At 63.5% G+C, this 26,510-nt stretch carries 22 protein-coding genes and 1 tRNA gene; 14 read left to right on the forward strand and 9 right to left on the reverse strand.

What is annotated here, in order from left to right; genetic code table 11:
- Positions 1 to 14 precede the first annotated feature (14 nt).
- Together AZKH_RS14475 and AZKH_RS14480 are read right to left on the reverse strand one after the other, a co-directional pair.
- Positions 15 to 1,406: an MFS transporter gene (locus AZKH_RS14475; protein WP_015436531.1), complete on the reverse strand. Its 1,392-nt coding sequence runs from the start codon at positions 1,404 to 1,406 to the stop codon at positions 15 to 17.
- 65 nt (positions 1,407 to 1,471) lie between these two features.
- Positions 1,472 to 2,956: an AMP-binding protein gene (locus tag AZKH_RS14480; RefSeq protein WP_015436532.1), complete on the reverse strand. Its 1,485-nt coding sequence runs from the start codon at positions 2,954 to 2,956 to the stop codon at positions 1,472 to 1,474.
- 404 nt (positions 2,957 to 3,360) lie between these two features.
- Between AZKH_RS14480 and AZKH_RS14485 the strand changes: the two genes are divergently transcribed.
- From AZKH_RS14485 to AZKH_RS14525, 9 genes are all read left to right on the forward strand, one after another.
- On the forward strand, positions 3,361 to 5,685 hold the full coding sequence (locus AZKH_RS14485; RefSeq protein ID WP_015436533.1) for an aldehyde ferredoxin oxidoreductase C-terminal domain-containing protein: 2,325 nt from the start codon (positions 3,361 to 3,363) through the stop codon (positions 5,683 to 5,685).
- Positions 5,686 to 5,816: 131 nt separating this feature from the next.
- A complete protein-coding gene (locus tag AZKH_RS14490) occupies positions 5,817 to 6,323 on the forward strand; it encodes a SoxR reducing system RseC family protein (protein ID WP_041656217.1) in 507 nt (168 codons plus the stop codon).
- Position 6,324: 1 nt separating this feature from the next.
- Positions 6,325 to 6,906, forward strand: coding sequence for an electron transport complex subunit RsxA (gene rsxA / locus AZKH_RS14495; protein WP_015436535.1), 582 nt, complete (start codon positions 6,325 to 6,327; stop codon positions 6,904 to 6,906).
- Positions 6,907 to 6,915: 9 nt separating this feature from the next.
- Positions 6,916 to 7,458 carry an RnfABCDGE type electron transport complex subunit B gene (locus AZKH_RS14500; protein WP_015436536.1) on the forward strand — a complete coding sequence of 181 codons (543 nt, stop codon included), beginning with the start codon at positions 6,916 to 6,918 and terminating at the stop codon, positions 7,456 to 7,458.
- A 4-nt stretch (positions 7,459 to 7,462) separates the two neighbouring features.
- Entirely contained in the window at positions 7,463 to 8,926 is a 1,464-nt protein-coding gene (gene rsxC / locus AZKH_RS14505; RefSeq protein WP_015436537.1) for an electron transport complex subunit RsxC, read from the forward strand.
- On the forward strand, positions 8,923 to 9,999 hold the full coding sequence (locus AZKH_RS14510) for an RnfABCDGE type electron transport complex subunit D (protein ID WP_015436538.1): 1,077 nt from the start codon (positions 8,923 to 8,925) through the stop codon (positions 9,997 to 9,999). The genes rsxC and AZKH_RS14510 overlap by 4 nt, the downstream gene beginning before the upstream one ends.
- Positions 9,996 to 10,595, forward strand: coding sequence for an electron transport complex subunit RsxG (gene rsxG, locus AZKH_RS14515; RefSeq protein ID WP_015436539.1), 600 nt, complete (start codon positions 9,996 to 9,998; stop codon positions 10,593 to 10,595). Before AZKH_RS14510 ends, rsxG begins: the two co-directional genes overlap by 4 nt.
- Positions 10,595 to 11,269 (forward strand): electron transport complex subunit E, encoded by a 675-nt coding sequence (locus tag AZKH_RS14520; protein WP_015436540.1) that lies wholly within the window; start codon positions 10,595 to 10,597, stop codon positions 11,267 to 11,269. The genes rsxG and AZKH_RS14520 overlap by 1 nt, the downstream gene beginning before the upstream one ends.
- Positions 11,270 to 11,279: 10 nt before the next feature.
- Positions 11,280 to 11,555 (forward strand): RnfH family protein, encoded by a 276-nt coding sequence (locus tag AZKH_RS14525; protein WP_015436541.1) that lies wholly within the window; start codon positions 11,280 to 11,282, stop codon positions 11,553 to 11,555.
- A 23-nt stretch (positions 11,556 to 11,578) separates the two neighbouring features.
- On the opposite strand, the gene arfB is transcribed toward AZKH_RS14525, so the two are convergent.
- The 7 genes from arfB to tig form a co-directional block, all read right to left on the reverse strand.
- A complete protein-coding gene (gene arfB / locus AZKH_RS14530; protein ID WP_015436542.1) occupies positions 11,579 to 11,983 on the reverse strand; it encodes an alternative ribosome rescue aminoacyl-tRNA hydrolase ArfB in 405 nt (134 codons plus the stop codon).
- Positions 11,984 to 12,089: 106 nt separating this feature from the next.
- Positions 12,090 to 12,165: transfer RNA gene (locus tag AZKH_RS14535), tRNA-Val, on the reverse strand.
- A gap of 39 nt (positions 12,166 to 12,204) precedes the next feature.
- On the reverse strand, positions 12,205 to 12,477 hold the full coding sequence (locus AZKH_RS14540) for an HU family DNA-binding protein (RefSeq protein WP_015436543.1): 273 nt from the start codon (positions 12,475 to 12,477) through the stop codon (positions 12,205 to 12,207).
- 190 nt (positions 12,478 to 12,667) lie between these two features.
- Positions 12,668 to 15,088: an endopeptidase La gene (gene lon / locus AZKH_RS14545; RefSeq protein ID WP_015436544.1), complete on the reverse strand. Its 2,421-nt coding sequence runs from the start codon at positions 15,086 to 15,088 to the stop codon at positions 12,668 to 12,670.
- Between the two features lie 81 nt (positions 15,089 to 15,169).
- Positions 15,170 to 16,438 carry an ATP-dependent Clp protease ATP-binding subunit ClpX gene (gene clpX / locus AZKH_RS14550; protein WP_015436545.1) on the reverse strand — a complete coding sequence of 423 codons (1,269 nt, stop codon included), beginning with the start codon at positions 16,436 to 16,438 and terminating at the stop codon, positions 15,170 to 15,172.
- A 19-nt stretch (positions 16,439 to 16,457) separates the two neighbouring features.
- The gene (gene clpP / locus AZKH_RS14555) at positions 16,458 to 17,096 is read right to left on the reverse strand and encodes an ATP-dependent Clp endopeptidase proteolytic subunit ClpP (protein ID WP_015436546.1); all 639 of its coding nucleotides are present in this window, start codon (positions 17,094 to 17,096) and stop codon (positions 16,458 to 16,460) included.
- A 20-nt stretch (positions 17,097 to 17,116) separates the two neighbouring features.
- A complete protein-coding gene (tig, locus tag AZKH_RS14560; RefSeq protein WP_015436547.1) occupies positions 17,117 to 18,424 on the reverse strand; it encodes a trigger factor in 1,308 nt (435 codons plus the stop codon).
- Positions 18,425 to 18,689: 265 nt separating this feature from the next.
- Between tig and AZKH_RS14565 the strand changes: the two genes are divergently transcribed.
- The 5 genes from AZKH_RS14565 (at position 18,690) to AZKH_RS14585 (ending at position 26,510) form a co-directional block, all read left to right on the forward strand.
- A complete protein-coding gene (locus AZKH_RS14565) occupies positions 18,690 to 20,612 on the forward strand; it encodes a PrkA family serine protein kinase (protein WP_015436548.1) in 1,923 nt (640 codons plus the stop codon).
- 67 nt (positions 20,613 to 20,679) lie between these two features.
- Positions 20,680 to 21,945 carry a YeaH/YhbH family protein gene (locus AZKH_RS14570; protein ID WP_015436549.1) on the forward strand — a complete coding sequence of 422 codons (1,266 nt, stop codon included), beginning with the start codon at positions 20,680 to 20,682 and terminating at the stop codon, positions 21,943 to 21,945.
- On the forward strand, positions 21,942 to 23,483 hold the full coding sequence (locus AZKH_RS14575; protein WP_015436550.1) for a SpoVR family protein: 1,542 nt from the start codon (positions 21,942 to 21,944) through the stop codon (positions 23,481 to 23,483). The genes AZKH_RS14570 and AZKH_RS14575 overlap by 4 nt, the downstream gene beginning before the upstream one ends.
- 155 nt (positions 23,484 to 23,638) lie before the next feature.
- Entirely contained in the window at positions 23,639 to 25,144 is a 1,506-nt protein-coding gene (locus AZKH_RS14580; RefSeq protein ID WP_041657363.1) for a bifunctional ADP-dependent NAD(P)H-hydrate dehydratase/NAD(P)H-hydrate epimerase, read from the forward strand.
- A 115-nt stretch (positions 25,145 to 25,259) separates the two neighbouring features.
- Positions 25,260 to 26,510, forward strand: a complete 1,251-nt coding sequence (locus tag AZKH_RS14585) for an HD-GYP domain-containing protein (protein ID WP_015436552.1) — start codon at positions 25,260 to 25,262, stop codon at positions 26,508 to 26,510.

The raw sequence follows: 26,510 nt of genomic DNA on the forward strand, positions 1-26,510 counted from the left end.
CGATCGATCCACGCTCAGTGAGCGGCGACCTGTTCTTCCCGGTAACTCGGACATCCTTCATCCGCGGGCGCGTGATGCGCCGGGGCGATTTCGGGATGAGCACATTGCTTGAGGATCAGCGCCAAGGTCGCGATCAGTCCGGGGATCGCGATCACTGTGAACACCTCGCTGAATCCGAGCTTCTGACGTGTCAGTTCGGCCACCAGGAAAGATCCGGCGATCCCGCCGAAGCGGCCGATCCCGAGCATCCACGCAACACCGGTCGCACGCCCCTGGGTCGGGTAGAAGCCGGCGGCCAGCGCAGGCATGGATACCTGGGCCGTGTTCATGACCGTCCCGGCGACGAACACGACAAGCACCAGCGCACCGACGTTGCCCGCCACCTGTCCGATTGCGTAGATCGACACCGCCGTCAGCGCGTAGCCGACAGCGATGATGCGGTTGCCATTAAAGCGGTCCATCAGCCAACCGAAGAAGATCGCGCCGCAGCCGCCGAGCGGAAACAGCGCCGCGACCAGCGTTGCTGTCTTCTGCTCGAGCCCGGCATCCTTGAACAGGATCGGCATCCAGTTGATCAGCGCATAGAAGATCACCAGGCCCATGAAGTAAGCGAGCCACAGCATCAGCGATCCGGCGATGTACGACCGGGACAGCACCACTCCCAGGCCGCTCCCCCGCACAGTGGCCGATTTCACTTCTGCGAGGTGAAACGACCGAGCGCTCGCGGCCGTGACAGAGATGCGACCGAGGACAGCGCGAATCCGCTCCGGCGATACTCCCTTTGCCGCCATGTAACGTACCGACTCCGGCAACCACACCAGCATCAGCACGAGCAGCACGGCCGGCGCGATGCCCCCGAGCTGCAGCACGCTGCGCCAGCCGAACAGGGGAATCATCCATGCCGCCAGAAAGCCGCCGAACGCGGCCCCCAGCGGAAATCCGGAGAACATCGCATTGGTGATCAGCGCGCGGCGCTTCGCGGGACAGTATTCGCTGATCAGCGTCACCGCGTTGGGCATCGCCGCCCCCAATCCGAGGCCGGTCGCGAAGCGCAATACCGTCAGCCCTTGCAGATCGGACGCGAAAGCCGAGGCAAAGCACGCGGCCGCGAACACGAGTACCGACACGTTCAGGACGAGCCGGCGTCCAAAGCGGTCCGCCAGCGGTCCGGACGCCAGCGCTCCGGCGGCCAGCCCGAAGAGCGCCGCACTCAACACCGGCGCCAAGGCCGGCTTGGTCGCGCCCCACTCCTGGATGAGCGACGGTGCGATATAGCCGATCGCCGCCGTATCGAACCCATCCAGCATCACGATCAGGAAGCACAGTGCGAAGATGAACCACTGAAAACCGGAGAACGGGTGCTGATTGATGAACGATTGAATATCTACATCCTCTGCTTTCGACATGGTGTCTCCTGAGGGCGTGACGACGAACGAATGAAGCGCTGCGATCCGACGGACATTTCCGGGAGTCAGGCCATGGCCTCCACCTGGCGCTCGTGCAAGGCCCGCAGCCGGCCGCGCTGCAGCTTGCCCGTCGGCGTCAAGGGCAAAGCGTCCAGCCAATGCACCCAGCGAGGTCGGCGATGGCCTGGCAAGGCTTCGATGGCGCCCTCGAGCCGCTGCCGCGCCTCGGCCGTACGCCCCGGCGCCGCCACCGCGAGCACCGCCAGCGCCGTCAGCCCATCACCCGACTCCACCCCGACCGACGCGATCTGGTGCAAGGCCTCGCCGCACTGGGACGCGAGCGACTGCTCGACCCACAGCGTGCTGACCCACTGCCCGGCGATCTTCAGCATGTCGTCGTTGCGCCCGGCGTATTCCAGGCGTCCGTCCGGATGCCGAAGAAACATGTCCCCCGGCGAGAACCACCCCTCGTTGAATCCGTCCGCCTGCGCGTCCGGCCGCTTCCAGTACCCCTGCGCAACCGTCGTGTGCCGCACCCAGATGCGCTGCGGCAGATCCGCGTCCATGTTCGGATTGAATCGCACGTCGGTCAGCGGGGTCGGCTTCATCAGCCCGGAATCGTCATCGCTATACAGCATCAGACACAGCGTCTCGGACGTGCCGTAACCGCTGATCAGGCCGCATCCGGTCTGTTCGCGCCAGCCCTGTCGGATCGACCCTGGCAGCGCCTCGCCCGCCGACACGAAATGGCGGATACCCCGGTCGGCGATCCGCGCCGCGACACCGGTCTGCAGCATCTTGTTGTAGAGCGTCGGGACGCTGAACAACAAAGTCGGGCGGTGCTTTTCGACCATCTGTTCGACGCGCTCGGCGGTCGGCCACTCGCGGTCGAGGATCACCGTCGCACCCGCGCGAAGGCCGGCGAACAAGCTGTTGCCCAGCGCATACGCGAAGAACAGCTTGGACGTCGCATACAGCCGGTCCGCGGCGGTCAGCCCGAGGATGCCGCACGCGAAGGACTGCGCATTGACCACGACACGCTGCACATGGATCACGCCTTTTGGCGTGCCCGTGGTTCCCGACGTGCCGATCCACAAAGCGGGATCTTCGCTGTCGCGCTCCACCGGATCGATCCCGTCGGCGCTCGCCAGGTGCGCCCCCCAGTTCAAGGTACCGGGACCGCTCGCGACGATCTTCACGGCAGCGTCCCCTCCCGCCACGAGCGTCCGCGCCTCCTCGGCTTCACACCACACGAAGCGCGCCTCGCATTCCTTCAGGATCGGCGCCGCTTCCCCCATCGACAAGCGCGAGTTGACACCGATCGCGACGCCGCCCGCCCAGATCGCACCCAGATACGCCTCGACCCAGTCGTCGCTGTCGGGCGCGAACACGATCACCCGATCGCCTGTCTTCAGACCCAGCGCCTGCCATGCGCCGGCCGCACGCCGCACACGCTCGCGCAGTTCGGCGTAGCTCACACGCCGGTCGCCGCACTCGATCGCAATCGCGGGATCCACCCCGACGGACAGGAGGATTTCAGCAGCATTCATTCGGATTTCTCCATTGCAGCGGGCATCGGACAAGGGCCCGCGAACTCATTGAGTGAATCGAACCGGGAAAGGCACGGGGAAATGCACGCCCCTGCATCGAGAGATATCCCCGAAACAATAGGTCGCACGACGCGCCGCTCACAACACGAAAATTGAATTTCTCGGGTTAACTTGATGGATATCAAATTATCTTGCAGTGCACTATAAGCGCTCCGATCGCCTCGTTTCACGAACCGTTTCGACGGATCCCGCGCCTTCCTTGATATTCCGGCGAAACGGCACGACGAAGGGCGTCGGTCCGTCGCCACTCCCCGCAGAATCAAGGGGTCACCCATTTTTTTGTTTGACTTCAAACTATTTTATTGACACACTTATTCGCAGATGACGAATCACCGGAGACGGCAATGGGAATCAGGGACAAGGTCGAACAATTGTGTGTGCGCCTGTACGATGCGCCGCAGTATCCAACCCAAGGCGCCGTCCTGTTCGTCGACCTCGAACGGCGGGAAACACGCCGCAAATATCTGCCGCTCGACGTGCTGCGCACCTACCTCGGCGGGCGCGGCGCGAACATGTACCTGCTCTACAACCTGCTGCAGGAAGACCGCGACGCGCTCGACCCGGAAATTCCCCTGATCTTCGGCGCGGGCACGCTCACCGGCGACATGCCGGCCGCGACCCGCGGCAACTTCACGAGCCGCTCGCCCGACAGCCAGGCCATCCTCGACACCAACGGCGGCGACTACTTCCCCTCCTTCGTCAAGCGTCACGGCTACGACCACGTCGTGCTGTACGGCTTGGCGCCGCAATGGACGCTGCTGCGCATCGCTCACGAGGAAGTGCAGTTCCTCGACGCCAAGCCCTATCTCGGCCTCGACAATCTCGAACTGCCCGGCGCGATCGAACGCGATTTCGAATGCACCGAGCGCAAGGACATGGCACTCGCGCGCATCACGAGCGCCGGCGAGAACCTCGTGCTCTGCAGCGGCATCATGGGCGGCATCAAGGCGATCTGGGCGCGCGGCGGCGGCGGCGCGAAGATGGGCGCGCTGCGCCTGAAGGCGATCATGGTGCACGGCAAACCCGGCGAAGCGCCGAAGGTCGCGGAGCTCAAGGCGCACAACAAGGTGATCGGCAAGAAGATCACCTCGACCTCGGTGATCAAGAACGCCCTCAAGCAGGTTGGCACGCCCTTCCTGTACAAGCCCTCGCGCGTGCTCGGCGCGCTCGGCACCCTGAACAACCAGAAGACCGCCTGGCACGAGACGCTCGATGCCGACAACTTCGACCCCTACCGCCCCGGCATGGACGGCTGCTTCAAGTGCCCCGTCCATTGCCGCAACCAGAACGACATGACCCCCGAAGGCAAGGGCGGCTGGGGTTCGGCAGCCCTCAAGGGTCTGAAGGGCAACGCCAGCTACGACAAGGCGCAGGCCGACGTCGAACACGGCAAGCAGCGCACCTACAACGGCGTCCGCAACGACGGCAAGTTCGACCAGTACGACAAGGGCGACGGCCCGGAGTACGTCACGGTCGGCAAATTCGGCCCGATGATCGGGCTCAAAGAGCCGGAACAGATCCTCCGCCTCAACAACATCCTCAACGACCTCGGGCTCGACTCGGCTTCGACCGGCAGCGCGATCTCGTGGGCGATGGAGCTGTGGCAACGCGGCATCATCGACGCGCGCCACACTGACGGGCTGAATCTTTCCTGGGGTAACTACGATACCGTCGAGAAGCTGCTCTTCATGACCGCGAAGCGCGAAGGCTTCGGCGACACCATCGCGGACTCCGCTCGCGCCGTCGAACGCGGCAAATACCCCGCCGAAGCGCTCGACTACCGCATGGCGGTCAAGGGCCTTTTCCAGTCCGATCCGCACGACTCGCGCATCCTGAAAGCCTTCGCCCTGGGCCTCTCCGTCGCGACCCGCGGCATGGACCACCTCCGAAATCGCGTGACGCTCGAAATCAACGCCCGCATCAACGACGACGCACCGTTCAAGACCCAACTCTACGGCGGCACCGTCGCGCCCGAGCCGAACCGGTATGAGGGCAAGGAGATCGCGGTTCGGCGTTGCGAGAACACGTACGCGGTCGGCGACTCGGTCGGCATGTGCCGCTTCAACACCAAGCTCTTCAACTCGCCGACGACGCCCGACTGCGGGGACTTCGCGACCCAGCTCTCGGCCGCAACGGAGCTCGGTTTCAGCGGCGAAGAGCTCAATGAGATCGGACGCAACATCACCGGTCTCGAACGCCTGATCAACTTCCGCCTCGGCCTGCGCGCCAAGGACGACACGCTGCCGCGCCGTTGGTTCGAGGAAGAGATCGAGGTCGGACCGTTCAAGGGCGAAAAGGTCGACCGCAAGGAGTTCGAGGCAACCAAGGCGCGCTTTTACGAGATCACCGGCCTGAATGCGGAAGGCGTTCCGAAGGCCGACTGGCATGAGAGACTCGCGCGCGCGACGACCGGCTTCGCAGTCCACGTCGAACTGCCGCAGGCCTTGCCCGGCGCACCGGAGAAGCACCTCGTCGTCGACGAACCGGTGTCGAACGTCATCGCACTTCGCGACGCCCTGCGCCGCCGCCTGCCCGAAGCACGCGAGGCTCTGAACGACCATTCGTGGAACGTCGCCATCAACGGCCGCATGATTCTCTCCGGCGAACGCGACGCGGCGCTGCACGACGGCGACCAGGTGACCTTCGTGCCCATCATCGCCGGCGGCTGAGCCGCACTCTCACCCCACTCTCACTCAAATCCGATCGGGATATGCCTGACAGCCCCCCGCGCAAGGGGGCGGCTGTCGGGGCAGTCTCGTGCAGACTTCGGACGCATGGTCCCTCCTAAGGCTTGAAAACGATGACGGCTTCAATCTCCTGCGACGCCAGCGACATGCCTGCGCTGATGGAAGGCACGGCACGCGTCGTCGCGATCCGCGAGGGCATCGCGTGGCTCGAACCCGAACAGGGAGGCAGTTGCGGCGGGTGTGCCTCGGCGGCGACCTGCGGCAGCAAAGGCATCGGCACCCTGGCGAGCCGGCTCGAGGCGCGGCGTTTCCCGCTGGCGGGCGCTGCGGGTCTCGCCGTCGGCGAGCGCGTCGTCGTCGGCGTGCGGGAGGATGCATTGGTCAAGGCAAGTCTCACCGCCTACGCAATTCCACTGGTCACAATGTTTGCGGTCGGCGCACTGGCGCAGGCAATAGCCGGGCGTGACGCCGTCACTGTCGTCGCGAGCCTCGCCGGTCTCACGATCGGCCTCGGCCTCTCCCGCGTATTGGCACGCCTTCTCGCCGCCCGCGGCGAAGTCACGCCCCGGTTGGTGCGCCGCATCGCCAATCCCCTCGATTGCCATCAGGAGCACCGCTGAAATGCGGGAATACGTCCTTCTCTTCATCAGCGCCGCGCTGGTCAACAACGTCATCCTCGCGCGCTTCCTCGGCCTGTGCTCCTTCATGGGCGTCACGACCCGCGTCGATACCGCCGTCGGCATGGGCATGGCGACCACCTTCGTCATCACGATCTCGTCGATGATCGACTGGGCCGTCGAAACCTGGCTGCTCCAGCCACAGGGTCTCGGCTACCTCCGCACCGTGACCTTCATTCTCGTCATCGCCGCGGCCGTGCAATTCACGGAGATGACGGTACGCAAGATCTCGCCGTCGCTCTTCCAGATGCTGGGCATCTACCTCCCGCTGATCACGACCAACTGCGCCGTGCTCGGTGTCGCCCTGCTGCTTGTCGAAGCAAGGATGAACTTCTTCGCCAGCGCCCTCTTCGCCTTCGCCTCGTCGATCGGCTACAGCCTCGTGATGGTGATCTTCGCAGGCCTGCGCGAACGCCTCGCGCTGGCAGACGTGCCGCGCCTCTTCGCCGGCCCGCCGGTCGGCTTCCTCACGGCCGGACTGCTCGCGCTGGCCTTCATGGGTTTTTCCGGAATGAGCACCAACTAGGAGCCCACCATGCTGATCGACATCGGCAGCCTCACGATCATGGGAGCGGCACTCGGCGGCCTGCTCGGCACGGCGGCGCGCTTCCTGGCAGTCCGGGAAGACCCGCTCGAAGAAGAACTGAAGTCGATGCTGCCCGGTTCGCAGTGCGGCCAGTGCGGCTTCGTCGGCTGCGGACAGGCTGCCGCGGCACTCGCCCGTGGTGAAGCACCCGTGACGGTCTGCCCACCCGGCGGCAAAGCCGTCGCCGAGGCGCTCGCAAAAAAGCTCGGCGTCAGCGCCGATCTCTCGGAACACGTCGAGAAGGGCCCGGAATACGCCTTCATCGACGAAGACCTCTGCATCGGCTGCACGCGCTGCCTCAAGGAATGCTCGGTCGACGCGATCCTCGGAGCAACGAAGCTCATGCACACCGTCATCTCCGAGGCGTGCCACGGCTGCGGCAAGTGCGCGCAGGTCTGCCCGACCGACGCGATCGCGATGCTCCCCGTGTCGCCGACGCTCGCCACGTGGCACTGGCCCAAACCTCAATCCGCGTCCGCCTGCGCACATTGAAGCCATGAAACTCTTCCCGATCCGCGGCGGCATCCATCCGGACTACCGCAAGGAGCTTTCGAGCGAAAGCCCGATCGTCCCCCTGCCCCTGCCGGCAAGGCTGTTCATTCCGCTGCAACAGCACATCGGTGCGCCGGCCGAAGCATTGGTCGCCGCCGGCGCGTATGTCAGGAAAGGCCAACTCCTCGCCCGCGGCCGGGGGCCAGTGTCCGCCGCCCAACACGCTCCAACCTCGGGCACCGTCGAGGCGATCACCGAGCTCCCCGGCACACATCCGTCCGGCCTTCCGCAGCCGATGATCGTCCTCGTCCCTGACGGCAAGGACGAATCGGCACCCCTTCCCGACCCCATCGCCGCCCCGTTCGACGCACCGCCGCAGGCAATCCGCGAGCGCGTCGCCCAATCGGGCATCGTCGGCCTGGGCGGTGCCGCCTTTCCGTCAGCGGTGAAGCTCGGGCTCGGCGAGCAACGCCCCCTCGACATCCTGCTCATCAACGGCGCCGAGTGCGAGCCCTATCTGACCTGCGACGACCGAGTCATGCGCGAACACGCCGATGCCGTTGTCGACGGGGCACGACTGATGGCCCACGCCCTCGGTGCCCCGAGTGTCGTCATCGCCGTCGAGGCCAACAAGCCGGAAGCGATCCACATCCTAACCTGCACCGCGGCACCGTTCCCCAACGTCCAGGTCCTTGCCGTTCCCGTGCAATACCCGATGGGCTCCGAGCGCCACCTCGTGCAGGCCATCACCGGCCGCGAAACGCCCGCCAAGAGGCTCACCGCGGACGTCGGCGTCGTCGTGCACAACGTCGCCACTGCCCGGGCCGTGCACCTCGCCGTCCGTTTCGGCCTTCCGCTCACCCACCGAGTCGTCACGGTCAGCGGCGGCGCAGTGCGCGAACCGAAGAACATCGAAGCGCCCATCGGCACGCTCCTCGCCGACCTCGTCGCCTTCTGCGGCGGACTGGCCGTCGAGCCTCGTCGTCTTGTCAGCGGCGGGCCGATGATGGGCCAGCCGCTCAGGAGCCTCGAGGTCCCGCTGGTCAAGGGCACCTCGGGCATCCTCGCTCTGACGGCCGAGGAAACCGCCGAACGCCCAGCCGGCCCCTGCATCCGCTGCGGCAACTGCGTCAGCGCCTGCCCCTGCGGCCTCGTGCCGGTCGAGCTCGCCGCGCTGATCCGCAAGGACCACCTCGACCGCGCCGCCGCGCTCGGAGTACAGGACTGCCTGTCCTGCGGCAGCTGCGCATGGGCCTGCCCCTCCCACATCCCGCTCGTCCAGTACTTCAACTACGCCAAAGGACGGCTCAACGCGGACGCACTCGCCCAACGCAAGCTCGAACAAACGCGGACGCTCGCCGAAGCGCACAAGCTGCGCCTCGAAAAAGCCGCAGCAGTCAAGCGCGCCGCGGCTGCAGCCCGCGAGGCCGCAGCGATGAGTGCAAACGAAGAAAAGGTCACGCCATGAGCCCAAGCTCTCCCGAACGGAGCGGCCCGTTCGGCCACGCCCCGAACAGCGTCAGCCAAACCATGATCGCCGTCCTGCTGGGGCTCGCGCCGGCCACCGCCTTCGACGCCTGGCTTTTCGGCTGGCCGGCGATCCTGCTCTTCGCGGTCACAATTAGCGCCTGCGTGGCCGTCGAAGCCGGCTGTCTCGCCATCGCGGGCCGCTCCGTGGCGGACGGACTTGCCGACGGCTCGGCCGCACTCACCGGCTGGCTGCTCGCGATGAGCCTACCGCCCTGGGCGCCGTGGTGGATCGGCGTACTCGGCGCAATCTTCGCGATCGCGCTGGCCAAACATGCTTTCGGCGGTCTCGGTCAGAACGTCTTCAATCCTGCGATGGTCGCCCGCGTGGCCCTGCTCGTGTCCTTCCCTGTCGTGATGACGGCTTGGGTCGCCCCACAGCCACTCTCCTCCGCCGACGCACCCGATCTTTCCAGATCCCTCGCGATCACTTTCGGCAGCGAGCGCCTGGACGCGATCACGTCCGCCACGGCGCTGGGCCACGTCAAGACCGAATTGACGCGCGGCATCCCGGCGAGCGAGTCCGTCACCGGCATCCCGCCGCTTCGCGACATGAGCCTCGGCCTGCGCGCAGGCAGCCTCGGCGAAACCTCGGCCCTCCTGATCCTCGCCGGCGGACTCTATCTGATGGCCCGGCGGATCATCTCCTGGCACATCCCGGCCGCCGTCCTCGGCAGCCTGTTCCTGGCAGGCACCTTGTTCCACGCCATCGATCCCGCCCGCTTCGCCGATGGAAGCTTTCACCTCCTCTCGGGCGCAAGCTTCCTCGGCGCATTCTTCATCGCGACCGACTACGTGACGTCGCCGGTCTCGAAAACCGGCCAGCTCGTCTTCGGCGTCGGTTGCGGCCTCCTCACCTGGGTCATCCGGACCTTCGCCGGCTACCCCGAAGGCATGGCCTTCGCGATCCTGCTGATGAATGCCCTCGCGCCGATCATCGACCAATACACCCGGCCGCGCATCTTCGGACGCCGTCGCGACGGCCAAGCACTGCCGCTCAAGGAGAAAGCATGAAGCCGCCTGCGCTGGTCCATGCCGCCATCCTCGGCACCTTCTGCCTCGGCTTCGGCGTCGTTCTCGCCGTCACCGACCGCATGACCGTGGACGCCATCGCCGCGCGTGCGCTCGATGACAAACTCAATTCACTCGCTCAAGTCCTTCCCGAAAACCTGCGCGACAACAACCCGGTCAGCGACGCCCTGACTCTGCAAGGAACCGACGGCAAGGAGCTCACCCTCTACCGCGCCCGCAAGGACGGCCGGCTCACCGGCGTCGCGTACGAGATTCGCGGCTCGGGCTACGCGGGGGAGATCCGACTGATGCTGGGCATCGATGCCGACGGCCGCATCCTCGGCGTACGCGCCCTCGCCCACAAGGAAACACCGGGCCTCGGCGACAAGATCGACACCAGGAAGAGCGACTGGATCCTGCGCTTCGCCGGCCTCGCCCTCGGCACCCCGCCCGTCGAACGCTGGAAGGTCAGGAAGGACGGCGGCGACTTCGACCAGTTCGCCGGCGCCACCATCACCCCGCGCGGCGTCGTCGGCGCGATCCGCGGCGGCCTCGACTTCTTCGCCGCCCACAGAAACGAAATCATCGGAGCGAACTGATGGCAAGCGACTACGGCCGCATCGCGCGCGACGGCCTCTGGGACAACAACGGCGTCCTGTGCATGCTGCTCGGCATGTGCCCGACGATGGCCATGACCACCAGCGCCACCAACGGCCTCGGCATGGGACTCGCGACCGCTGCCGTGATGGCCGCATCCAACCTGCTCGTCGCCCTCTTCCGCGACCGCATCACGCAGGAAGTCCGCATTCCGGTCTACATCCTGATCGTCGCCGCGATGGTGACCCTCGTCGATCTGACGATGAACGCCTGGCTGCACGAACTCTACAAGGTCCTGGGTCTCTTCATCCCGCTGATCGTCTCGAACTGCCTGCCCCTCGCGCGGCTCGAAGCCTTCGCGGCGAAGGAGCCGGTCCTGCCCTCGCTGCTCGACGGGATCTTCATGGGCCTCGGCTTCACGCTTGCGCTGACCACCATCGGCGCCGTGCGGGAAATCCTCGGCGCCGGAACGCTTTTCGCGGACGCCTCGCTACTGCTCGGCCCGGCATTCCGTTTCCTCGAACTCAGGATATTGCCTGCCGACAGCGCCGTGCTGATGATGATCCTGCCCCCCGGCGGCTTCCTCACGGCAGGCCTGATGGTCGTCGCCAAGCGCATGCTCGACGTCCGTGCCGGCAAGGGAATCCAGATGGCGGGCGCACACAGCGTCGCATGAGGAGACGGACATGAAGATCGGCATCGCCTACGCCCTCCCGCGCCGCCAGGCATGGCTCACGATCGACCTCGCGGACGGCACCACCGTCGGCGACGCCATCACCCGTTCCGGCATCGTCGAACAATTCCCCGAAGTCGACCCGGCGACGCAAAAGATCGGGATCTTCGGCAAGCTCGTCCGCCTCGACACCGTGCTCGAGGACGGCGACCGCATCGAAATCTACCGCCCGATCACCTGCGATCCGAAGACCGTGCGCAAACGCAGCGGATCGGACAACGGGCCCTGAGTCGTCCGACGCCCCGCTCAGGGCTAATCGTCGACCTTCCCCCGCCCCGCCTTCACGACCGCCCGCCGCGCCTTGCCTTCCAAGCGCCTTGCGACGGAAGCGCGGGTCGGCTTCGTGGCCCGCCGCTCCTTCGGCACGATCGAGACGCTCGCAACGAGGTCCTGTAATCGCCGCAGCGCTTCCATCCGGTTCTTCTCAAGGCTGCGGAATTTCTGCGCCTTGATGATCACAACGCCGTCGCCACTGATGCGATGGTCACGAAGCTTGAGCAGGCGCTCCCTGATCTCCTCGGGCAGCGAAGACGCGGCAATATCGAAACGCAGATGCACCGCGTTCGACACCTTGTTGACGTTCTGCCCGCCGGCACCCTGCGCACGGATCGCAGTGATCTCGACTTCGTCGGGCGGGATGGAGATATCTGGACGCATCGCTTTATGGAAGACCTAGCGGGGAAACGCTTATCCTCTCCCTGCAAGGGCTATTCCAGGATAGAAAAAGAAAAAGCCCGGAGCATGTCCAGGCTTTCGGGGTATTTGGTGGGTGCTAACGGGCTCGAACCGCTGACATTCGCCTTGTAAGGGCGACGCTCTACCAACTGAGCTAAGCACCCGCACCGGCTGGATCAACCGCTACGATCCAGCAAAGTCGACTAGTTTACCGCATCTTTCAGAGCTTTGCCAGGCCTGAACTTCGGGACCTTGGCGCCCTTGATCTTGATGCTCTTGCCGGTGCGGGGATTGCGGCCGGTACGGGCCTGACGCTCGCCTACCAGGAAGGTACCAAATCCGACGAGGGTCACGGAGTCGTCTTGTTGAAGAGCCTCTTTGACCGCCGCGATGGCCGCATCCAGCGCTTTGCCGGCAGCCGTCTTCGAGAGCTCGGCTCTCGCGGCAATCTGGTCGATCAGTTCGGATTTATTCACTTAAGTCCCCTCTTGGATATTAGTGGTAGCCCGAAGCTGCGAAAGCCCCTGCTGGCGCGGCATTCGGGCCAATTCCAAATGCGTTGCGAGTTGCAGGGGCTTTATAGCTCGCCCAATTCCCAAGTGTCAAGACGCGCTGCAGCGATATGACTATCGCTACAGCGCGTCTTCATGCGGGTTTCGAACCGACTTAGTGCGCGGTGACCGTCTTGCCGGCCCCGCTCTCCTCGCCGGCATCCCCCGCGGGGGTTTCGGTCGGGAGCGGCTCGGGCAGCGGCTGCGGACGGCGTTCGAGGGCATGCTCGAGCACCTGATCGATCCAGCGTACCGGAAGGATCTCCAGCGCGTTCTTGATGTTCTCCGGAATCTCGACCAGATCCTTGACGTTTTCCTCAGGAATCAAAGCGATACGGATCCCACCGCGAACTGCCGCAAGCAGCTTCTCCTTCAGCCCGCCGATCGGCAGCACTTCACCGCGCAAGGTGATCTCACCCGTCATCGCGACATCGCAACGCACCGGAATACCCGTCAGGACGGATACCAGAGCGGTGCTGATCGCAATACCCGCCGACGGCCCATCCTTGGGAATCGCGCCTTCGGGCAGGTGAATGTGGATGTCGCTCTTCTGGTAGAAATCCTCCTGGATACCCAAGGAACGCGAGCGCTTGCGCACGACCGACAGGGCTGCCTGGATTGACTCCTGCATCACTTCGCCGAGCTTGCCCGTCGTCATGACCTTGCCCTTGCCGGGCAGCGCCACCGCTTCGACGGTCAGCAGCTCGCCGCCAACCTCGGTCCAGGCGAGGCCCGTCACCTGGCCGATCTGGTTTTCCTTCTCGGCCATACCGAAGGAGTACTTGCGCACCCCGAGATATTTGTCGAGATTCTTCGCGTTGACGACGATCTTCGAGCTGCGCTTCTTCAGCACGAGCGACTTCACCACCTTGCGGCAGATCTTCGAGATCTCGCGCTCCATGCTCCGCACGCCCGCTTCGCGCGTGAAGTAGCGGCACACGTCGCGCAGCGCTTCCTCGGTCACCGAGAGCTCGTCGCGCTTGAGCCCGTTGTTCTTCATCTGCTTGGGCAGCAGGTAGCGCAACGCGATATTGACCTTCTCGTCTTCCGTGTAGCCGGACAGGCGGATCACCTCCATCCGGTCGAGCAGTGCGGCCGGAATGTTGAGGGTGTTGGCCGTCGCCACGAACATCACGTCGGACAGGTCGAAGTCGACCTCGATGTAGTGGTCCTGGAAGGTGTGGTTCTGCTCGGGGTCGAGCACTTCCAGCAGCGCCGAACTCGGATCGCCGCGGAAGTCCATGCCAAGCTTGTCCACTTCGTCGAGGAGGAACAGCGGGTTCTTCACGCCGACCTTGCTCATGTTCTGCAGGATCTTGCCCGGCATCGAACCGATGTAGGTACGACGGTGACCGCGGATCTCGGCCTCGTCACGCACACCGCCGAGCGCCATGCGCACGAACTTGCGGTTCGTCGATTTCGCGATCGACTGCCCGAGCGAGGTCTTGCCGACCCCAGGAGGTCCGACGAGGCACAGGATCGGCGCCTTGACCTTCTCGACGCGCTGCTGCACGGCAAGATATTCGAGGATCCGCTCCTTGACGCGCTCGAGGCCGTAGTGATCCTTGTCCAGGATCTTCTCGGCTTCCGCGAGATCCTTGCTCACGCGCGACTTCTTCTTCCACGGCAGGCCCACCAGCGTGTCGATGTAGTTGCGCACGACGGTGGCTTCGGCCGACATCGGCGACATCAGGCGCAGCTTCTTCAGCTCGGCCTGCGCCTTCGCGAGCGCTTCCTTGGTCATGCCGGCGGACTTGATCTTCTTTTCCATCTCCTCGAAATCGGCACCTTCCTCGCCTTCTCCGAGTTCCTTCTGGATCGCCTTGACCTGTTCGTTCAGGTAGTACTCGCGCTGGCTCTTCTCCATCTGGCGCTTTACGCGCCCGCGGATGCGCTTTTCTACCTGGAGAATGTCGAGCTCCGTCTCGAGCTGGGACAGCAGGCGCTCAAGGCGCTGGCCGATGTCGGACATCTCGAGCACCTCCTGCTTCTGCTCGAGCTTGAGCGGCAGGTGCGCAGCGATGGTATCGGCAAGGCGACCGGGTTCCTCGATGCCGCCGAGGGACGCGAGGATCTCCGGCGGGATCTTCTTGTTCAGTTTCACGTACTGGTCGAACTGCGCGATGATCGCGCGGCGCATCGCTTCCAGTTCGTTGTTGCCACCTTCTTCCGGCGGCAGCGGCGTGACCTTGGCAACGAAGACCGTGCGCAGGTCCTCGACCGAATCCACCACCGCGCGGCGCACGCCCTCCACCAGCACCTTGATGGTGCCGTCGGGCAGCTTCAGCATTTGCAGGATGTTCGCGATGCAGCCGACTTGGTACAGGTCGGTTTCGGACGGTTCATCCTTGGCCGCAGACTTCTGCGCAACCAGCAGGATGCCCTTGCCCGCCTCCATCGCGTTTTCAAGCGCCTTGATGGATTTGGGCCGCCCCACGAACAGCGGTATCACCATGTGAGGGAACACCACCACATCGCGCAGTGGCAGGAGGGGGAGCTCCATCGGCTCGTCGGGGAGGTCAAGCGGGCTTGACATGATTATTGTTACCTCGAAAGGACTGGTCGAGCCCACATGGGGGCTCGACTACAGAAAATCAAGCGGCGCGCGAAACCGGTTTCAGTTTGAACCGGAAACCTTCTGCTGATCTGCGTAAATAAGCAGCGGTCGGGCACCCTCTTCGATGGTACCTTCGTCGATCACGACCTTTTCGACCCCTTTCATGGTCGGCAGGTCGTACATGATGTCGAGCAACGCAGCTTCGAGGATCGACCGCAAACCCCGTGCCCCAGTCTTGCGCCGGATCGCCTTGCGGGCGATCGCGTGCAGGGCCGGGGTGCGGATTTCCAGCTCTACGCCTTCCATGCCGAACAGCTTCTGGTACTGCTTCACGAGCGCGTTCTTCGGTTCGATGAGAATCTGGATCAGCGCGGCCTCGTCGAGTTCCTGCAAGGTTGCAACAACCGGCAGACGGCCGACGAATTCGGGGATCAGGCCGAACTTGACCAGATCCTCGGGCTCGACCTGACGGAAGGACTCGGAGACGTCCTTCCCCTGCCGGCTCTTCACTTCGGCACCGAAGCCGATGCCGATCTTCTCGGTACGGTTGCGGATGACCTTTTCCAGACCGTCGAAAGCCCCGCCACAGATGAAGAGAATGTTGGTGGTGTCGACCTGGATGAAATCCTGGTTGGGATGCTTGCGCCCGCCTTGCGGCGGAATCGAGGCGATAGTGCCTTCGATCAGCTTCAGCAGCGCCTGCTGCACACCCTCGCCGGACACGTCACGCGTGATCGATGGGTTGTCCGACTTGCGCGAAATCTTGTCGATTTCGTCGATATAGACGATCCCCTGCTGCGCCTTCTCGACATCGTAGTCGCACTTCTGCAGCAGTTTCTGAATGATGTTCTCGACGTCCTCGCCGACGTAGCCGGCTTCGGTCAGCGTCGTCGCATCGGCCATCACGAACGGCACATTGAGCAGCCGTGCGAGCGTCTGCGCGAGCAGCGTCTTGCCGGAACCCGTCGGGCCGATCAGCAGGATGTTGCTCTTCGACAGCTCGACGTCTTCCTTCTTGCCCGAGATGTGGCGCAGACGCTTGTAATGGTTGTACACGGCGACCGACAGAATACGCTTCGCCTGTGGCTGGCCGATCACGTACTGATTCAGGATCTCGCAGATCTCCTGCGGGGTCGGCAGCTTGTTGCCGGCCCCCTCAGACTCGCCGACCTGGGCGAGTTCGTCGCGGATGATGTCGTTGCAGAGTTCGATGCACTCGTCGCAGATAAAGACCGACGGACCAGCGATGAGTTTACGCACCTCATGCTGGCTCTTTCCGCAAAACGAGCAGTACAGCAGCTTTTCGCCGCCTGCTTTTTTCTCCGTCATGGTCTTCCTCTCGTAAGAATCAGGCCTCGGCCCGCGTCGTCAGGACCTTGTCGACGATGCCGTATTCGAGCGCATCCTTGGCCGACATGAAATTGTCCCGATCCGTGTCCTTTTCAATCCTCTCGACCGGCTGGCCGGTGTGCTTCGCCAGCATTTCGTTCAGCCGTGCGCGGATGTTCAGGATTTCGCGAGCATGGATCTCGATGTCGGACGCCTGGCCCTGGAACCCGCCGAGTGGTTGATGGATCATCACCCGCGAATTCGGCAGGCAGAAGCGCTTGCCCTTCGCCCCGGCAGCAAGCAGGAAGGAGCCCATGCTCGCGGCCTGGCCAATGCAGAGCGTGCTGACGTCAGGCTTGACGAACTGCATCGTATCGTAGATAGCCATCCCGGCGGACACCGAGCCACCCGGGGAGTTAATGTAGAAGAAGATGTCCTTGTCCGGGTTTTCGGACTCGAGAAACAGCAACTGCGCCACGATCAGGTTCGCCGTGACGTCATTCACGGGCCCGACGAGGAACACCACCCGCTCCTTCAGAAGGCGCGAGTAGATGTCATAGGCTCGTTCGCCGCGACCACTCTGTTCGATCACCATCGGCACCATGCCGAGGCCGACCGGATCCCAGTTGCTGCCCGATTGTGGCGCTACGTTGCTCATTTCTTCGACCTTTGCGGCAATCAGGCCGCGTTATTACCCATCAATTCGTCAAACGACACCGCGTTGTCGGTGGTCTTGGCCTGCGACACCACCCATTCGACCACGTTGTCCTCGATCACAACGGCTTCGGCCTGTGCGAGACGGTCCGGTTGACCATAGTACCAGCGCACCAGTTCAGCCGGGTCTTCGTAGCTCTGGGCCATGTCTTCGACCAGCGCACGGACCTGCTCGGGCTTCGCGAAGAGTTCCTTGGCCTTCACGAGTTCCGCCATGATCAGACCGAGCTTCACGCGGCGCACGGCCTGTTCGGAGAACCAGGCGGCTTCCACGGGAATATCTTTGGTCTTCATGCCCCGCATTTCAAGATCACGCTTAGCGTTTTCTGCCAGCTGATTGGCTTCGGCTTCGACCAGCGCCTTCGGCACTTCGATCGGGTTGGCCGCCAACAGCGCTTCCATGACCTGCTCCTTGACGCGGGCCTGGATGCGACGCTTCACCTCGCGCTCCAGATTCGCGCGGACTTCGTCGCGCAGCTTCGCGACATCGCCATCGGCAACGCCGAGCGAACGGGCGAGATCGCCATCGATCGCAGGCAGCACGGCCTCTTCGACGCCCTTCACCGTGATCTCGAACTGGACGGTCTGCCCAGCCAGATTACGCGCATGGTAGTCCTCGGGGAAGGTCATGTCGAAAGTCTTGCTTTCCCCAGCCGTGAGACCCTTCACAGCTTCTTCGAAGTCCTTCAGCATCGAGCCGGCGCCGATCACGAAGGGGAAGTCGGTGGCTTGACCGCCTTCGAACAGTTCGCCGTCCTTGCGGCCGGCAAAGTCGATCGCCACGCGATCGCCCTCGGCAGCAGCCCGCTCGACGCGCGAGAACGTCGTACGCTGCTTGCGAAGCACTTCGATCGTCTTGTCGACTTCCGCATCTCCCACCGTCAGCACGGGGCGCTCGACCTTCTGGCCCGACAGCTCGCCCAGCGGCACTTGCGGATAGACCTCGAAAACGGCGCTGAATTCCAGCAGGCCGTCACCGGCCGCTTCCTTCGGCTCGATGCGCGGATAGCCGGCGACACGCAGATTCTGCTCGCGTACCTTGTCGCCGAAGGCCTTTTCGACGGCAGCGCCGATCGCTTCGGAACGCGCCTGGGCGCCATAGGTCTGGGCGACGATCTTCATCGGCACCTTGCCCGGGCGGAAGCCCGGCATCTTGACGGTGCGGGCCATGCGCGAAAGACGCGCGTCGACATCTTTGTCGATGTCGGCGGTCAGCACGGACATATCGATGCGGCGCTCCAGCGCGCCCAGAGTTTCCTGGTTGGTCTGCATTACCTTAACAATCCCTGACTAGTGAAAAGTAGCCCGCTCGCCTGCCCCACGCGACGACGATCGTCGACAGGGAATGACGGCGCGCGGGCGCATCCGGAAAAAATTTCATTCTAACACAGCGAAACACCCTTCCTTCCAGCGTGCTTCCGGTCGCAAAATAGGTCCTGGAGCGCTTGACCATGGAATGAGTTGACAAGGAACTTGCAGCCTTAGCCACCCTCTGACGGGTGTCGGCAAAGGGCTCGACCTCACAGGAGAGATCCAGATGACCATCTTCAATGCCTATCAGGCCCGCTTCGAGGCGGCCCGCGAAGAAGAGATGTCGATTCAGGAGTACCTCGAATTGTGCAAGTCCGACCCCTCGGCCTACGCCACCTCGGCCGAGCGGATGCTGATGGCGATCGGCGAGCCGGAACTTGTGGATACACGTCTGGATCCTCGCCTGTCGCGCATATTTTCCAACAAGGTGCTCAAGCTATATCCCGCCTTCCGTGACTTTTATGGCATGGAAGAGGTGATCGAGCACATCGTGTCGTATTTCCGCCACGCTGCGCAGGGCCTGGAAGAGAAGAAGCAGATCCTCTACCTGCTCGGTCCGGTCGGCGGCGGCAAGTCCTCGCTGGCCGAAAAGCTCAAGTCGCTGATCGAGCATGTGCCCTTCTATGCGATCAAGGGCTCGCCGGTGCACGAGTCGCCCCTCGGGCTCTTCGACGTGCGCGAGGACGGCAAACTACTGGAAGACGATTTCGGCATCCCACGACGCTACCTGAATACGATCATGAGCCCGTGGGCCGTCAAGCGGCTCCACGAGTTCAATGGCGATATCACACGCTTCCGCGTGGTGAAGCTGCGCCCCTCGGTGCTGCGGCAGATCGCGGTCGCGAAGACCGAGCCGGGCGACGAGAACAACCAGGACATTTCGTCCCTGGTCGGCAAGATCGATATCCGCAAGCTCGAGCAGTATTCGCAGGACGATCCGGACGCCTACAGCTATTCGGGCGGCTTATGCCTCGCCAACCGTGGTCTGCTCGAATTCGTCGAGATGTTCAAGGCGCCGATCAAGGTCTTGCACCCCTTGCTGACTGCGACGCAGGAAGGCAACTACAAAGGCACCGAGGGCTTCGGCGCGATCCCCTTCGACGGCATCGTGATGGCGCACTCGAACGAGTCCGAGTGGATGGCATTCAAGAACAACCGCAACAACGAGGCTTTCCTCGACCGCATCTACACGGTGAAGGTGCCATATTGCCTGCGCCTGTCGGACGAGGTGCACATCTACGAGAAGCTGCTCTTCCACAGCTCGCTGTCCGCGGCGCCGTGCGCACCGGATACACTGAAGATGATGGCGCAGTTTGCCGTTCTGTCGCGACTGAAAGAGCCCGAGAATTCAAGCATCTATTCGAAGATGCGGATCTACGACGGCGAGAATCTGAAGGATACCGACCCGAAGGCGAAGAGCTATCAGGAGTATCGGGACTACGCAGGGGTCGACGAGGGGATGACCGGGCTGTCCACGCGCTTCGCCTTCAAGGCGCTGTCGAAGGTATTCAACTTCGACCACCGCGAGGTGGCTGCGAACCCGGTTCATCTGATGTACGTGCTTGAACAGCAGATCGAGCAGGAGCAGTATCCTCCCGAGACCGAGGCGCGCTACCTCGGCTTCATCAAGGAGTTCCTCGCGCCGCGCTATGCCGAATTCATCGGCAAGGAGATCCAGACGGCGTATCTCGAAAGCTATTCCGAATACGGCCAGAACATCTTCGACCGCTACGTGACGTACGCCGACTTCTGGATCCAAGACCAGGAGTTCCGCGATCCGAACACCGGGGAAATCCTCGACCGTTCGGCGCTGAACGACGAGCTCGAGAAGATCGAGAAGCCGGCCGGGATCAGCAATCCGAAGGACTTCCGCAACGAGGTGGTGAACTTCGTCCTGCGCGCGCGGGCCAAGCACGACGGCAAGAACCCGAGCTGGACGAGTTACGAAAAGCTGCGCGGCGTGATCGAGAAGAAGATGTTCTCGAACACCGAAGAACTGCTGCCTGTGATCAGCTTCAACGCCAAGGCCAGCGTCGACGAGCAGAAGAAGCACCAAGACTTCGTCAACCGCATGATCGAGAAGGGGTACACCGAGAAGCAGGTTCGACTGCTGTGCGAATGGTATCTGCGCGTCCGCAAGTCGTCCTGAGGTTGACGTGTAACACGGGCAGGGCGGGAGGCCCTGCCCGTCCCTGCCCGCGAATCCGGAGGGTGTCATGACGCGCATCATCGATCGGCGTTTCGATAGCAAGAAGAAGAGCGCAGTAAACCGTCAGCGCTTCATGCGTCGGTTCAAGCAGCAGATTCGTCGTGCAGTGAATGACGCGATTCACGAGCGTTCGATCCGCGACCTCGACAATGGCGAACAGATCTCGATCCCGTCGAAGGATCTGAACGAACCGCAGTTCCAGCAGGGGCGCGGCGGCGTCTGGGAACAGGTGTTTTCCGGCAACGACCAGTTCGCGAGCGGCGACCTGATCAACCGCCCGATGGGAGGCAGCGGCGGCCGCGGACAGGGCAAGGCGAGCAACGAGGGCGAAGGCGAGGACGACTTCGTCTTTCACCTGTCGCGCGAGGAATTCCTCGACATCTTCTTCGACGATCTCGCGCTGCCGAACCTCGTCCGTACGCAGCTCGCGCGGATCTCGGACTACAAGACGCAACGGGCCGGCTTCACGTCCGACGGGTCGCCGATGAACATCAACATCGTGCGCTCGATGCGCGGCGCACTGGGTCGGCGCCTGGCGCTTGGGTCGCCATTTTCGGCGCGCCTGCGCGAATTGCTGCGGGAACTCGACGAGGCGGTCGAACGCTTCGGCGAAGACAGCGACGAAGCGCGGACGCTGCGGGATGAAATCGCAAAGGTGCGCGCCAAGATCGAGGCGATCCCCTTCATCGACAGTTTCGACCTGCGCTACAACAACCGCATCCGGGTGCCGAAGCCCAGTACGCAGGCCGTGATGTTCTGCGTGATGGACGTATCAGGATCGATGGACGAGGAAAAGAAGGCGACCGCAAAGCGCTTCTTCATGCTGCTCTACCTCTTCCTGAACCGGACCTACGAGCACATCGATGTGGTCTTCATCCGCCACCACACGGTGGCGAAGGAAGTCGATGAGGACGAATTCTTCCACTCGCGCGAATCGGGCGGTACGGTCGTCTCCAGCGCCCTGAAGATGATGCACGACATCATTGCCGAGCGTTACGCGGGCAGCAACTGGAACGTCTACGGCGCCCAGGCCTCGGACGGCGACAACTGGGACAACGACTCGCCCGTGTGCCGCGATCTGCTGGGATCGGGAATCCTCCCTTTCTGCCAGTATTTCGCCTACATCGAGATCACGCCGGGCGAACCGCAGAACCTCTGGCGCGAATACGAGAAACTGCAAGGCCAGCACAAGAACTTCGCCATGCAGAGAATCGAGGAGCCGGCTGACATCTATCCGGTATTTCGTGAACTCTTCAAGAAGAACCTCGTATGAAGCGTACATCGGTCAGGAAGAAGCAGCGGGATCTGCCGGCCACGTCGGAATGGACCTTCGACGCGATCACCGCCTACCACAAGGAGATTGCGCGGGTCGCCGAGGAGTTTGGGCTGGATGTCTATCCGCCGCAGATCGAGATCATCACTGCCGAGCAGATGATGGACGCCTACGCGTCGGTCGGCATGCCTGTCAATTACCACCACTGGTCCTTCGGCAAGCATTTCCTGTCTACCGAAAAGAGCTACAAACGCGGACAGATGGGGCTGGCGTACGAGATCGTCATCAACTCGAACCCGTGCATCGCCTATCTGATGGAGGAGAACACGCTGATGATGCAGGCGCTGGTCATAGCGCATGCGGCATACGGCCACAACAGCTTCTTCAAGGGCAATTACCTCTTCCGCACATGGACCAACGCCGATGCGATCGTCGATTACCTGATCTTCGCGCGGAACTACATCGCAGAATGCGAGCAGCGGTATGGCGAGGAGGAAGTCGAATTGCTGCTCGACTCCTGCCACGCGTTGATGAACCTGGGCGTCGATCGCTACAAGCGTCCACCCAAGCTCTCGCTGGCGAAGGAGAAGCAGCGCCAAGCCGAGCGCGCGGAGTACCTGCAGAGCCAGGTGAATGAACTCTGGCGCACACTGCCCGTCCACGAGAGCAAGCCCGACCGGGCACCGGCGGTCCGCTTTCCAGCCGAACCTGAAGAGAACCTGCTCTATTTCATCGAGAAGCACGCGCCGCTGCTCGAACCCTGGCAACGGGAGGTCGTGCGCATCGTGCGCAAGGTCGCGCAGTATTTCTTCCCGCAACGCCAGACCCAGGTGATGAACGAGGGCTGGGCCTGTTTCTGGCACTACACGCTAATCAATCAACTGTACGACGAAGGCCTGCTCGCCGACAGCTTCATGCTGGAATTCCTGCAGTCGCACACCAACGTGGTCTACCAGCCCGCGTACAACGAGCGCTGGTACAACGGCATCAATCCCTACGCGCTCGGCTTCGCAATGTGGCAGGACATCAAGCGCATCTGCGAAAACCCGACGGAGGAAGACCGCGCCTGGTTCCCCGACATCGCCGGCAGCGACTGGCGCGAGACCTTCGATTTCGCGATGAAGAACTTCAAGGACGAGAGCTTCGTCGCGCAGTACCTGTCGCCGAAGATCATGCGCGATTTCCGGATGTTCTCGATCCTCGACGACGAGCAGGACCCAAAGCTGAAGGTTTCGGCGATCCATGACGAGTCCGGTTACCGGCGCGTCCGCGAAATCCTCTCCGACCAATACAACTTGGGAACGCGTGAGCCCAATATTCAAGTGTGGAACGTCGATCTGCGCGGGGATCGGTCCCTGACCTTGCGCCATCAGCAGTATCGCAAGCGCCCCTTGGGCGGGCCGATCGACGAAGTGATGAAGCACCTTGCGCGGCTCTGGGGCTTCACTGTGAGGCTCGACACGCAGCGCGAAGACGGCACGATCGAGTTGGTCCAGGAGACGCGCATCGAAAAGCGGCGCGGCAATTCCGACAACTGAGTGTCGACGGCAGAGGCAGCGCAGCTGGCCTCTGCCGGCCCCGCCACACCTTCCTTTCGGGTTTTGTGCCCGAGGAAAGTCAATCTGCTGCAGAAGTCGCCAAAAAGTCACCGTCTGGCGCGTAAAATCCGGACATCATGCGATCCGGAGAAATGATGTTTCCTCAAGCCCAGCCGATCTACCCGGTGGCGGGAATTCGCACCATCGAAGCCCTCGTGGCGCCGCACGCCCAACCCACCCTGATGGAGCGTGCGGGCCGGGCATCGGCCGAGGAGGCGGTCCGCCTGACCCAAGACCGGGCGGGCCACACGCTGATCGCCTGCGGGCCGGGGAATAACGGCGGCGACGGCTTCGTCATGGCGCGGCGGCTGCTGCAGGCCGGGCGCCCCGTGACCGTCGCCTTCGCGGGCGATGCGGCCAAACTCCCGCCCGACGCCGCGGCAGCGCTTGCCGCCTGGCGAGCCGCCGGCGGGGAGACGGTATCGGATTTTCCTGCGGCCCCCGCCAATGGTTGGGCTCTGGTGGTGGACGCGCTGTTCGGCATCGGACTGCGGCGCCCGGTCGAAGGCCGCTACGCGGAGTGGATCGCCAATCTGAATGCGCAACCGGCGCCACGGCTCGCGATCGACACTCCGAGCGGACTCGACGCCGATACGGGCCGGATTCTCGGCAGCGTGTTTCGCGCCACCGCGACGCTCACGTTCCTCGCACTGAAACCCGGACTTCTCACGCTCGACGGCCCCGACATCTCGGGTGTCGTTCATGTTCACCGCCTCGACATCGATCCTCCCGCCTGGCTTCCGCCGATGGGGCTGCAGACTCAGCCAGCCTTGGTCCGCCAGTTCATGCGGCCGCGTCTGCAGAATACGCACAAGGGAACCTACGGCGACGTGGGAATCATCGGCGGCGCGAGCGGCATGATCGGGGCCGCCCTGCTGGCAGGCCGCGCGGCTCTCAAGCTGGGCTGCGGTCGCGTGCTCGTCGGCATGGTCGACGAACGTGCGCCCAGCGTCGATTTCAGTCAGCCGGAATTGATGCTGCAAAAGCCGGACGACATTCTCGCGTACGCGTCAGTCCTTGCCGTCGGCCCGGGGCTTGGCAACAGCGAGGAGGCGATTTCGATCCTCGAACGTGCGATCCATAGCGACAAGCCGCTCATTCTCGATGCCGATGCGCTCAATCTCGTTGCCGCCTCCCCACAGCTCCGGTCGCAGGTCGCGACCCGTACGGCATTGACGCTGATGACGCCCCATCCCGGCGAAGCCGGACGCCTGCTCGGCACGGATACCGCCAGCGTCCAAGCCGACCGTGTCGCCAGCGCCCTGACGCTGGCCCGCACTTATCGCGCGCTCGTCGTACTGAAGGGAAGCGGCAGCGTGCTGACGAATCCCGACGGGCGCTGGCTGATCAACAGTACCGGACATCCCGGCATGGCAAGCGCCGGCATGGGTGACGTGCTGACCGGCTTGATCGCGAGTCTCGTCGCCCAGGGCTGGCATCCGGAGTCGGCATTGATCGCCGGCGTCCATCTGCATGGAGCCGCGGCCGATCGGCTCGCGCGCGAGGGTATCGGCCCGATCGGGCTGACGGCCGGCGAAGTCATCGAAGCCTCACGCGGCGTCTTTAACGGCTGGATTGCGCAGGCGGCAAAGATGCGTTGAATTTCGAATGAGGCCGCTCATGCCGGACTGCACCGCCTCGAATGCATGCGAATGCAATGCGGTCCGCGCCGCCGCTCTCTGCTAGACTTGCCGGAACAGAATATGTAACAGAGTCATGCCGCGAATCAGCGTCGATCGCCTACAGCCGGGCGTCTTTGTATCGCTGTCCGAACTCGGATGGATGGGACACCCGTTCCTGCTGAACCGTTTCTGCCTCTCGAGCCTGCAACAGGTCCACGCCTTGCGGGAGATGGGTATTGCCGAAGTGGAATGGGATCCCGCTCGCAGCACCGCTGAGCCGCTGCCCGAACAACCGGCGGGTGGCGTCGCCCCGCCGGAAGAGGATTTCGGCAACGCTGCACTCGCGGACATGCAGGATCAGAAGCGGGCGCGCCTCGAACGCGTGCGCCAGCAGCGCGAAGGCTTGGCGCGGCGCGAACGGCTGTTCGAGCAGCAGGCCGTCGCGGCGAGCGACATCTTCCGCTCGGTGCTCGCCCGGCCTCAGGATGCCCATCGGCACGCCACGGCATTGGTCGGAGGACTGGTGCAGAACCTGATGGGCGCCGACAGCATGGTCATCCACCTCGTGAGCCAGAAGAGCCGCGAGGGCGGACTCGCCTTCCACGCGCTCAACGTCATGGCGCTGTCGCTGATGCTCGGCAAGACGCTGAAGCTTTCCGAGGAGGAGATGCAGCACCTCGGCCTGGGCGCTCTCCTCCACGATATCGGCAAGCAGGACATTCCGCCCCGAATCCTTCGAGCGACGAAGCGAACCGGGCCCGAAGAGGAGTTCTATCGCGCCCACGTCGGCTATGGCATCAAGGCCCTGAGCGGCATGCGCGAATTGCCGGTGTCCGTCCGCAACGTGATCGCCTGCCATCATGAGCACTTCGACGGCTCGGGATTCCCGAACCGCATCGCTGGCGAGAAGATCCCGAAACTCGCTCGAATCGCCGCAATCGCCGATCGATATGACAACCTGTGCAATCCCTTCGAGCTCAAGGAAGCGAAGGCTCCGGCCGAAGCCTTGCGGCAGATGTTCCGCACCGAAAGCGGCCGCTACGATGCGACGATGGTCCAGTTGTTCATCAAGACGCTGGGGGTCTATCCGCCCGGGACCTTCGTGTCGCTCTCGAACGGCAGCATCGGCATGGTCGTCGAAACCAACCCCTCCGATCTCCTCCATCCACTGGTGATGCTTTACGACGCCGGGATCCCCCGCTCCGAGGCTTTGCTTGTTGATCTGCGAGACGCGGACCTCAAAGTCGAAACCGCGCTCAGTCCGGCAAAGCTCCCGATCGAGACCGTGGAATACCTCTCCCCGCGCGGCCGCCTCGACTACTTCGTTGAAGGGAACAAGAAGTAG

Source organism: Azoarcus sp. KH32C (assembly GCF_000349945.1).
Classification (GTDB): domain Bacteria; phylum Pseudomonadota; class Gammaproteobacteria; order Burkholderiales; family Rhodocyclaceae; genus Aromatoleum.